8 protein-coding genes are annotated in these 8,920 nt (G+C 71.9%); 6 read left to right on the forward strand and 2 right to left on the reverse strand.

The features are described from left to right. On the reverse strand, positions 1-721 hold a 721-nt coding region (locus NQ160_RS13400), incomplete at its 3' end, for a valine--tRNA ligase (RefSeq protein WP_257515717.1). A gap of 412 nt (positions 722-1,133) precedes the next feature. On the opposite strand from NQ160_RS13400, the gene NQ160_RS13405 reads away from it, so the two are divergent. The 5 genes from NQ160_RS13405 (at position 1,134) to NQ160_RS13425 (ending at position 7,191) form a co-directional block, all read left to right on the forward strand. Then, positions 1,134-1,958 carry an endonuclease domain-containing protein gene (locus NQ160_RS13405; RefSeq protein WP_257515718.1) on the forward strand — a complete coding sequence of 275 codons (825 nt, stop codon included), beginning with the start codon at positions 1,134-1,136 and terminating at the stop codon, positions 1,956-1,958. Positions 1,959-2,232: 274 nt separating this feature from the next. Continuing rightward, complete coding sequence (locus NQ160_RS13410; RefSeq protein ID WP_257515719.1) at positions 2,233-3,843, forward strand: ABC transporter substrate-binding protein; 1,611 nt, start codon at positions 2,233-2,235, stop codon at positions 3,841-3,843. 29 nt (positions 3,844-3,872) lie between these two features. Then, positions 3,873-4,856, forward strand: a complete 984-nt coding sequence (locus tag NQ160_RS13415; RefSeq protein ID WP_257515720.1) for an ABC transporter permease — start codon at positions 3,873-3,875, stop codon at positions 4,854-4,856. Beyond that, complete coding sequence (locus tag NQ160_RS13420; RefSeq protein ID WP_257515721.1) at positions 4,853-5,665, forward strand: ABC transporter permease; 813 nt, start codon at positions 4,853-4,855, stop codon at positions 5,663-5,665. Before NQ160_RS13415 ends, NQ160_RS13420 begins: the two co-directional genes overlap by 4 nt. Further along, positions 5,662-7,191 carry a dipeptide ABC transporter ATP-binding protein gene (locus tag NQ160_RS13425; protein ID WP_257515722.1) on the forward strand — a complete coding sequence of 510 codons (1,530 nt, stop codon included), beginning with the start codon at positions 5,662-5,664 and terminating at the stop codon, positions 7,189-7,191. Before NQ160_RS13420 ends, NQ160_RS13425 begins: the two co-directional genes overlap by 4 nt. A gap of 10 nt (positions 7,192-7,201) precedes the next feature. On the opposite strand, the gene NQ160_RS13430 is transcribed toward NQ160_RS13425, so the two are convergent. Next, positions 7,202-7,861 carry a hypothetical protein gene (locus tag NQ160_RS13430; protein ID WP_257515723.1) on the reverse strand — a complete coding sequence of 220 codons (660 nt, stop codon included), beginning with the start codon at positions 7,859-7,861 and terminating at the stop codon, positions 7,202-7,204. Between the two features lie 223 nt (positions 7,862-8,084). Between NQ160_RS13430 and NQ160_RS13435 the strand changes: the two genes are divergently transcribed. Beyond that, the coding region (locus NQ160_RS13435) for a class I tRNA ligase family protein (protein ID WP_306853338.1) at positions 8,085-8,920 on the forward strand (836 nt) is incomplete at its 3' end.

Here is an 8,920-nt window from a genome sequence, read left to right on the forward strand (position 1 = left end):
CGCCGGTGCCGTCGGTGAGGTGGAAGGCGACCCGGTGGTAGGCGGCAGGCTGGTCGCGGTCTTCGAGCTCGGCCTGGGCGATCGCGGAGCGGAAGTCGATGTCCCACAGGGTCGGGGCCATCGCCTGGTAGGCCTCGCCGCGCTCGACGTTGCGCAGGAACGCCAGCTGGCTGGTGCGCACCGTCTCGTCCGAGATGGTGCGGTAGGTCTGGGTCCAGTCCACGCTGAGACCGAGCTGGCGGAACAGCGCCTCGAAGTGCTTCTCGTCCTCGACGGTGAGACGCTCGCACAGCTCGATGAAGTTGCGGCGACTGATGGGCACCTGGTCGGCGGCCTTGCTGCTCTTGTTGTCGCCGCCCTCGAACGGAGGGGTGAAGTCGGGGGTGTAGGGGAGCGACGGGTCGCAGCGGACGCCGTAGTAGTTCTGCACGCGCCGCTCGGTGGGCAGGCCGTTGTCGTCCCAGCCCATGGGGTAGAACACCGTCTTGCCGCGCATGCGCTCGTAGCGCACCTTCACGTCGGTGTGGGTGAACGAGAACACGTGCCCGATGTGCAGGCTTCCGGATGCCGTGGGCGGGGGAGTGTCCACCGAGTACACGCCGGCGCGGCCCTTGGCCTTCGCGGCGTCACGGTCGAACAGGTAGGTGCCCTGCTCGCTCCAGGCGGCATCCCACTTCTGCTCGAGGCCTTCCAGCGCGGGCTTGTCAGGGATCTGCGACATAGGTGTCTCCTCGAGCGATATGTGCGGCACTGTGTGAGCGTGCCTGAGTGTGGACCGTCCGCACAGTTTACCGGGGCCGCGCTGTGACCGTGTCGCGGGTGCGGGGTGCGCCGGGCCGTGGGCGATGCCGCGCGTGCGCCTGCCGCGCGAGCCGCGCGGGCCGCGCGGGCCGTGCGCGGCGTGCGCGGCGTGCCGCCGCAACGAGGGGATCTGCCGGAATGAGGGTCGGATGCCGCTTCCAGCGCTCAGCCGGGCAGATCGCCTTATCCGGGCCGCGCGTGACCCCGGAGCAGGGCACCGGGTCGGCCCCGGGATCAGCGTCGGCTCCTCCCCAGGCGCTGTCGTCGTCCCTCTTCTCCCCGTCCGCGCCGGCGCGTCTCGCAGCGAGAGGCGACATCGGCACACTCGGTGCATGGATCTGTCAGCACAGGTGAGGGCGGCCGGCGGCGTAGCGCGGTGCACATCGCTGCGCGCGACGGGTGTCAGCAAGCACCGGATCGCGCAGGCTGTCGCCCGGGGCGAGCTCGCGCGGGTGCGCCGGCTGTGGGTGGCCGCGCCGGATGCCGACCCGTACCTCGTCGCCGCCGCGCGCGAGGGCGTCGTGCTCACGTGCGTGACCCAGGCTCGGCGGCTGGGCCTGTGGGTTCTCGCTGAGACCGAGGCGCACGTGGCTGCCAAGCCTCACGCCGGCGGAATCCACGACGCCGGCACCCGGATTCACTGGGGTCGGCCGCTCATCCCGCGGCATCCGGATGCCCTCGTCGACCCCATCGAGAACGTCCTCGGTCTGGTGGCGGAGTGTCGATCCTTCGAGCACGCGCTCGCCATCTGGGAATCGGCGCTGCGTCGCCGGCTTGTCGAGCGCGATGCGATGGCGCGGCTCCCGCTGACGGCGACCGCGCGACGTATCCTGGCCGCCGCGAGCCCGTTCGCCGATTCCGGCCTCGAGAGCTTCGTGCCGCCGCGGCTGCGATGGATGCGGCTGCCGATCGTGCCGCAGGCATGGATCGCGGGCCATCGCGTCGACTTCCTGATCGGCGAGCGCCTGGTGCTGCAGATCGACGGCGCGCACCATGTCGGCGCGCAGCGGCGATCCGACATCCGGCACGACGCCGCGCTCATGCTGCTCGGGTACCACGTGATCCGCGTGGACTACGTGGACGTCGTCGAGAACTGGCCACGCGTGCAGGACCTCATCCAGCGGGCCGTGGGGCAGGGGCTGCACCGGGCGCGCTGATGGCACGGTGCCCGCGCGCCAGGGCGATGCCGCCGTGAGGGCGGTCCCGGCGTGAGCGCGGTACCCGCGCGAGGGAGGTGCCGGAATGAGGGGATCTGCCCGAATGAGGGACGGATGCCGAGTTCGGCCCTCATCCGGGCAGATCCCCTCACGTCGGCCGCGCGGCGCCCCGCCCCGCCCTGACCTGCCCCGCCCAGGCCCGGCCAATTGATCCACCCCGTCCAAAAACGGGGTAGCGTGGAACGGCTCACCCCTGACACCCCCGAGGTCCCGCATGCCTTCGCTTCGCCGCACCCTGTCCGTCTCCGCCGTCGCGATGGCGACCGCGCTCGTCCTGAGCTCCTGCGCGGGAGCGGGCGGTGACACCGCCGACGACGGCGGCGAGGTCGTGTGGGCCATCGAGGGGGCGAACCTCTCCGCCGGGCACATGGACCCGCAGACCAGCCAGCTCGACGTCTCGTCGCTCGTGCAGCGCGCCGTGCTGGACTCCCTGGTGTTCCAGGAGGCCGACGGCACGTTCTCGCCGTGGCTCGCCGAGTCGTGGGAGGTCTCCGACGACGGCACCAGCTACACGTTCGAGCTGCGCGACGACGTCACGTTCCACGACGGCGAGCCGTTCGACGCCGCCGCGGTGAAGGCGAACTTCGACCGCATCGTCGACCCCGAGACGGCATCCGCTCAGGCGGCCAGCATGATGGGCGCCGAGTTCTACGCCGGCACCGACGTGGTCGACGACCACACCGTGCGCGTGGACTTCACCCAGGCCTACGCGCCCTTCCTGCAGGCGGCCAGCACCGCTCAGCTCGGCTTCTACTCACCCGCCGTCCTCGAAGAGTCCGCCGATCGCCTCAAGGCCGGCGGGCCCGGCGTCACCGTCGGCACCGGCCCGTTCGAGCTGACCGACTACACGCCCGACCAGGAGATCGTGTACACCCGCAACGACGACTACGCCTGGGGCCCCGACGGCCAGGGCGCCCCGTCGTTCGAGACACTGCGGGTGAGCATCCTCCCCGAGGCCGCGGTCCGCATCGGGGTCGTCGAAAGCGGTGAGGCCGACCTTGCCAGTCAGCTGCCGCCGAACCTCGCCGCCGATCTCGGCGACCCGCTCACCGTCGACTCGCTCGAGTACCCGGGCCTGCCGTACTCGCTCTACCTCAACGAGGCGTACGGCGTGTTCGCCGACCAGCGCGTGCGTCAGGCGCTCAGTCGCGCGATCGACATCGACACCGCGGTCGAGGAGATCTACTCCGGCCAGTTCCCGCGCGCCTGGAGCATCCTCGGCTCGACGACTCCCGGCTACGACGAGACTCTGGAGGGCACCTGGCCCTTCGACCCGGCCGCCGCGAACGCGCTGCTCGACGAGGCCGGCTGGACCGAACGCGACGCCGACGGCTACCGCACCAAGGCCGGCGAGCGCCTGTCGGCCCGCTGGATCGCCTGGACCCCGGTGCCCGACGACCGCGCGGCGCTGGCCAATGCGATCCAGTCCGACCTCAAGGCGGTGGGCTTCGAGATCGTGCGCGAGGTGCTCGAACCCGGCGCCTACAACGAGCAGTACGGTCCCAAGACCTTCGACCTCACCGATTGGGGCTTCTCGGGCGTCGACCCCGATCTGCTGCGCAGCCACCTGCACAGCGAGGGATTCCAGAACGCCTCGCAGGTGAACGACCCGGCGATGGATCTGATGCTCGAGGATGCCGTGACGAGGACGGATGCCGCCGAGCGCGCGGTGCTGTACCGCGAGGTGCAGCAGTGGAACGCCGAGCACGTTGCCATCGTGCCGCTGTACAACCCCGCGTTCATCACAGCCGTCGGAGAGCGGGTGGAGGGACTGTCCTACGATCTGTACGGACGCCCCCTCTTCTACGACGTGACCGTCGGGTGAACGAGCGCCCTCGGGGCGCGGAGGTCACCATGACGCCAGTGGCGCAGCGCGCCCGGGGCATCGCCCTGCGCGCCGCCGGCATCGCGGCATCCGTCGTCATCGTGCTGTGGGGCGCTGCCACCGTGGCGTTCCTGGCGTTCCGGGTGATCCCCGGCGACCCCGTGGACGTGATGCTCGGCCCGCAGGCGCAGGTGAGCGCCGCCGTGAAGGACGGCATCCGCGCCGAGCTCGGGCTTGACCGCCCACCGCTGGAGCAGTACATCGCGTACCTGGGCCAGCTGCTGCGGGGGGACCTGGGGGAGTCGTACCAGCTGCGCATGCCGGTTGCCGAGGTCATCGGCCGTCAGCTCGGCGCCACGCTGCAGCTGACCGCCCTCGCCCTGCTCATCGCCGTCGCCGTGGCGTTCGCCGTCGCCCTGCTCGCCCGGGGGCGTGTGGCGCGCACCCTGACCGCGGGCGTCGAACTGGTGGTGCTTTCGTCGCCGGTGTTCTGGATCGGGCTCGTGCTGCTGAGCGTGTTCGCGTTCGGGCTCGGCTGGTTCCCGGTGTCGGGGTCGCGCAACCCCGCGACGCTGGTGCTGCCCGCGATCACGCTCGCGCTCCCGGTGGCGGCGCTTCTCGGACAGGTACTGCGTGACGGCATCGAAGCCGCCGAACGCCAGCCGTTCGCCACGACGGTGCGCGCACGGGGCGCCAGCCCGACCCGGCTGACGCTGCACCACACCCTCCGTCACGGAGCGACAGGCGCCCTCACGCTGGCCGCGTACCTCGTCGGGTCGCTGCTGGGCGGAGCCGTGCTGGTGGAGACCGTCTTCGCCCGCCCGGGCCTCGGCCGGGTGACCCTCGCCGCGATCGCCGATCGCGATCTGCCGGTGATCACCGGCATCATCCTGCTGAGCGCGCTGGTGTTCGTCGTCGTCAACACCATCGTGGAGCTGGTCTACCCGCTGATCGATCCGCGCCTGCGCCGCCTGCCGTCGCCGGCGGCGCCGCGTACGGGGGTGCCGGCGTGAGGCCGGCGCAGCGGGTGCTCCTCACCGGAGCCGTCGCCGTGCTGGCGGTCGTGGCCGCGGCCGCGTTCGCGCCGCAGCTGTTCACCTCGCTTGATCCGCTGCAGACCGACGTGCGTCAGGCCCTCCTCCCGCCCTCGGCGGAGCATCCGTTCGGCACCGATCAGAGCGGACGCGACGTCTACTCCCGGGTGGTGCACGGCGCGGCACGGTCCGTCGGCATCGGCCTGCTCGCCACCGCGCTCGCCTTCGGTGTCGGGCTCGTGGTCGGCTCGCTCTCGGGCGTCGCCCCCCGGGTGGTGGATGCCGTCGCGATGCGCGCCACCGACATCCTGCTGGCGTTCCCCGAGTTCCTCATCGCGCTCGTGGTGGTCGCCGTGCTCGGCCCCGGGCCGACCAACGTGGCGCTCGCCGTCACCATCGCCGCGGTGCCGGTGTACGTACGGCTGGCGCGCGCGCAGACTCGCACGCTGCGCACGGCCGAGCATGTGGAGGCCGCCCGCATCCTGGGCGTCCGCCCGCCGCTCGCCTTCGTCCGCCACGTCGCACCGGGCGTCATCGGGTCGCTCAGCCTGCTCGCGACGATCGGCATCGGCTCCAGCATCCTCGCCGCCGCCGGCCTGGGCTTTCTGGGGCTCGGCCCCAGCGAGCCCACGCCGGAATGGGGGCTGATGCTCTCGGGCGGTCGCAACGTCATCGGGCAGGCATGGTGGGTGTCGGTGTTCCCCGGCGCGGCGATCACGCTCACCGTCATCGCCGCCACCGTCGTCGGCCGCACGCTGCGCTCTCGCGCCGAGGGGCGGCCGTCATGATCGCGCTGCAGGTGTCGGGGCTGCAGATCTCGATCGGGCGCGCCACTCCCGTCGCCGGAGTATCGCTCACCGTCGCCCCCGGTGAGTGCCTGGCGATCGTGGGGGAGTCCGGCGCCGGCAAGTCGCTGACCGCGCGTGCGCTGCTGGGTCTCGTTCCCGACGGCGCGCGCATGTCGGCCGACGAGCTCACCGTCGACGGCGTCGATGCGCTGCGGCTCGACGAGCGGGGCTGGCGCCGACTGCGCGGGTCGCGGGTCGCGCTGGTCTCGCAAGACGCCCTCGTCTCCCTGGACCCGCTCCGGCGCGTCGGCGCGGAGGTGGCCGAGCCCCTGCGCATCCACGAGCCGCGGATGTCACGCGCCGCCCGTGATGCCCGGGTCGAGGAGCTTCTCACCGACGTCGCCATGCCTGATGCCGCCCGACGGGTGCGGCAGTACCCGCACCAGCTGTCCGGGGGCCTGCGTCAGCGCGCGCTGATCGCCTCAGCGCTGGCGGGGGAGCCGGCCGTACTCGTCGCCGACGAACCCACGACGGCGCTCGACGCGACGGTGCAGGCCCGCGTGCTTGACGTGCTGCGCTCGATCGCCGACCGCGGCACGGCCGTCGTCTTCGTCAGCCACGACTTCGCCGCGGTGCGCCGGGTTGCCGATCGCGTCGCGGTGATGCAGGGCGGCAGATTCGTGGAGCAGGGCACCGTCGCCCAGGTGTTCGATGCGCCGCAGCACCCTCACACCCGCGAGCTCGTCGCCGCGTCTCACCACGAACCGCCGGCCGCGCAGCCGGACGCCCCTGGTGAAGAGCCGCTCGTCTCCGTGCGAGGGCTGTCGAAGGCGTTCGATCGCCCCGCGGTGCGGGAGGTGTCCTTCGACCTCCCGCGAGGGCGCACGCTGGGGGTGGTGGGGGAGTCGGGTTCGGGTAAGACCACGCTGGCGCGGATGATCGTCGGCATAGAGCGACCTGACGCGGGCTCGGTCAGCATCGGCGGCGCGCAGTGGTCCCGGCGCGACGAGCAGGCTCTGCGCCGCCGGGTGCAGCTCGTGCACCAGAACCCGCTGGGCGCGTTCGACCCCCGATGGACGATCGGCCGTTCGGTGCGCGAGGCGCTCGCCGCAGGCGGGATGCCACGGTCAGGCCGCTCCGCCCGGGCCGCGGAGCTGCTGACTGAGGTGGGGCTGGATGCCGCCCTCGCGCGACGCCTGCCCGCGCAGCTGTCGGGCGGGCAGCGTCAGCGTGCCGCGATCGCTCGGGCGCTGGCGGTGGACCCCGAGGTGCTCGTGCTCGACGAGCCGGTCTCGGCGCTGGATCCCACCGTGCGGGAGCGCGTGCTGGCGCTGCTTCGCCGGCTGCGCGCCGACCGCGACCTCACGATGGTCTTCGTCTCGCACGACCTCGACGTGGTCGCCGCCGTCGCCGACGACGTGCTGGTGATGCAGGATGGCGCGGTCGTCGAGCAGGGACGGGTTGCCGACGTCTTCGCGTCGCCGCTGCATCCGTTCACACGAGAGCTGCTCGCCGCCGGACGGTGACCGGGCTGGCTCAGTCGCGCACCTGCACGCCGAGCGCCGCCGCGAACGACTCCGCCAAGGCGGATGCCTGGTGCGGCGCGAGGGTGGCGCCTCGAAGCGCCGCCGGATCGGTGTACCCCAGCGCCTGCAGTCCCCGCAGGTCGAGGTCCGTTGCCCGCATCTCGCGGGTGTCCACGTCGTCGGCCCGGCTTTCTTCGAACCGCACCCGCTCCAGCGTCGCGCCCGGCAGATCCAGCGAACCGATCACGCAGTCCGCGATCAGCAGGTCCGCCACGACGGCCTGGCCGAGCGCGAGGTAATCGATACGGGCACCGCGCACCTCGACGGCATCCATCTGCGCGCGGGAGAGGTCGAGGGTGCCGATGCGGCCGCCGGTGATCGCCACCGAGCGCCACGTGCCGCTGATGGCGGCGACCGTGGTGGCTCGCAGCTCCTCGATCGCGACGTCGATCAGCGTCGCCCCGGTGAGGTCCAGCCGATCCACCGCGCTCGCTCCGAGCACACACTCCACCAGCCGCGCGTGAGCGGCATCCACGTCGCCGGCGAGGCCCTCGATCCTCGTCTGCGACACGTCGCTGCGGCGGCCGAGCGTCGTCCCCGCCGACAGTCGGGGCGGCAGATCGGGGAGCGCCTGGCGGGGCGGACGGGGGCGGTTCTCGCGGGGCGGCATGCACTCCAGCCTACGGACGCGTAGAATCGGACGACCAGCATCGATCCGGCCATCACCGGGGAGCTCTCGGAAGAACGCGGGAAGCCGTCAGTAGAACCGAGCGGGGCAGGCCCGTCACAGCCGCAGTGAGAGAGGGTCCACGGCGTCAGCCGGGATCACGCGGGGTGGTACCGCGGCCTACGGGTCGTCCTCGCAGGACGCAATCGCAACCTGCTGGAGTGACATGACCTATCCCCGCCCCTCGATGAGTTCACCGAGCGCCGCGAGCGGTACGCCGTCGACGCCCGGCGCCTCGTTCGGCCCCGCCGCCGGCGTCGTGCCCAACCCGCGCTTCCCTGACATCGAGAAGGACGTCCTGGAGTTCTGGCGCAAGGACGACACCTTCCAGGCCTCGATCGCCCAGCGCGAGGGCGCCCCCGAGTGGGTGTTCTACGACGGCCCGCCGTTCGCCAACGGCCTGCCGCACTACGGTCACCTGCTCACCGGGTACGCCAAGGACCTCTTCCCGCGCTTCCAGACCATGCGCGGCAAGAAGGTCGACCGCGTCTTCGGCTGGGACACCCACGGCCTCCCGGCCGAGCTCGAGGCGATGAAGCAGCTGGGCATCACCGAGAAGAGCCAGATCGAGCAGATGGGGCTCGCCGCGTTCAACGACAAGGCGCGCTCGTCGGTGCTGGAGTACACGCGCGAGTGGGAGGACTACGTCACCCGCCAGGCCCGCTGGGTCGACTTCGATCGCGGGTACAAGACCCTCGACACCAGCTTCATGGAATCGGTGCTGTGGGCGTTCAAGCAGCTCTACGACAAGGACCTCGCCTATGAGGGCCACCGCGTGCTGCCGTACTGCTGGCGCGACGAGACCCCGCTGTCCAATCACGAGCTGCGCATGGACGACGACGTCTACAAGATGCGCCAGGATCCGTCGGTCACCGTCACCTTCCCGCTCGTCGGCGTGAAGGCCGAGTCGCTCGGACTGACGGCCGTGCGGGCGCTCGCGTGGACCACGACCCCGTGGACGCTGCCGACCAACCTCGCCCTCGCCGTCGGTCCCGACATCAC

It is taken from the genome of Microbacterium sp. zg.Y909 (genome assembly GCF_024626565.1).

Coding starts and splice junctions, on each gene's coding strand:
- NQ160_RS13410 (WP_257515719.1), top strand. CDS start 2,233: ATGCCTTCGCTTCGCCGCACCCTGTCCGTCTCCGCCGTCGCGATGGCG.
- NQ160_RS13430 (WP_257515723.1), bottom strand. CDS start 7,861: ATGCCGCCCCGCGAGAACCGCCCCCGTCCGCCCCGCCAGGCGCTCCCC.
- NQ160_RS13425 (WP_257515722.1), top strand. CDS start 5,662: ATGATCGCGCTGCAGGTGTCGGGGCTGCAGATCTCGATCGGGCGCGCC.
- NQ160_RS13415 (WP_257515720.1), top strand. CDS start 3,873: ATGACGCCAGTGGCGCAGCGCGCCCGGGGCATCGCCCTGCGCGCCGCC.
- NQ160_RS13405 (WP_257515718.1), top strand. CDS start 1,134: ATGGATCTGTCAGCACAGGTGAGGGCGGCCGGCGGCGTAGCGCGGTGC.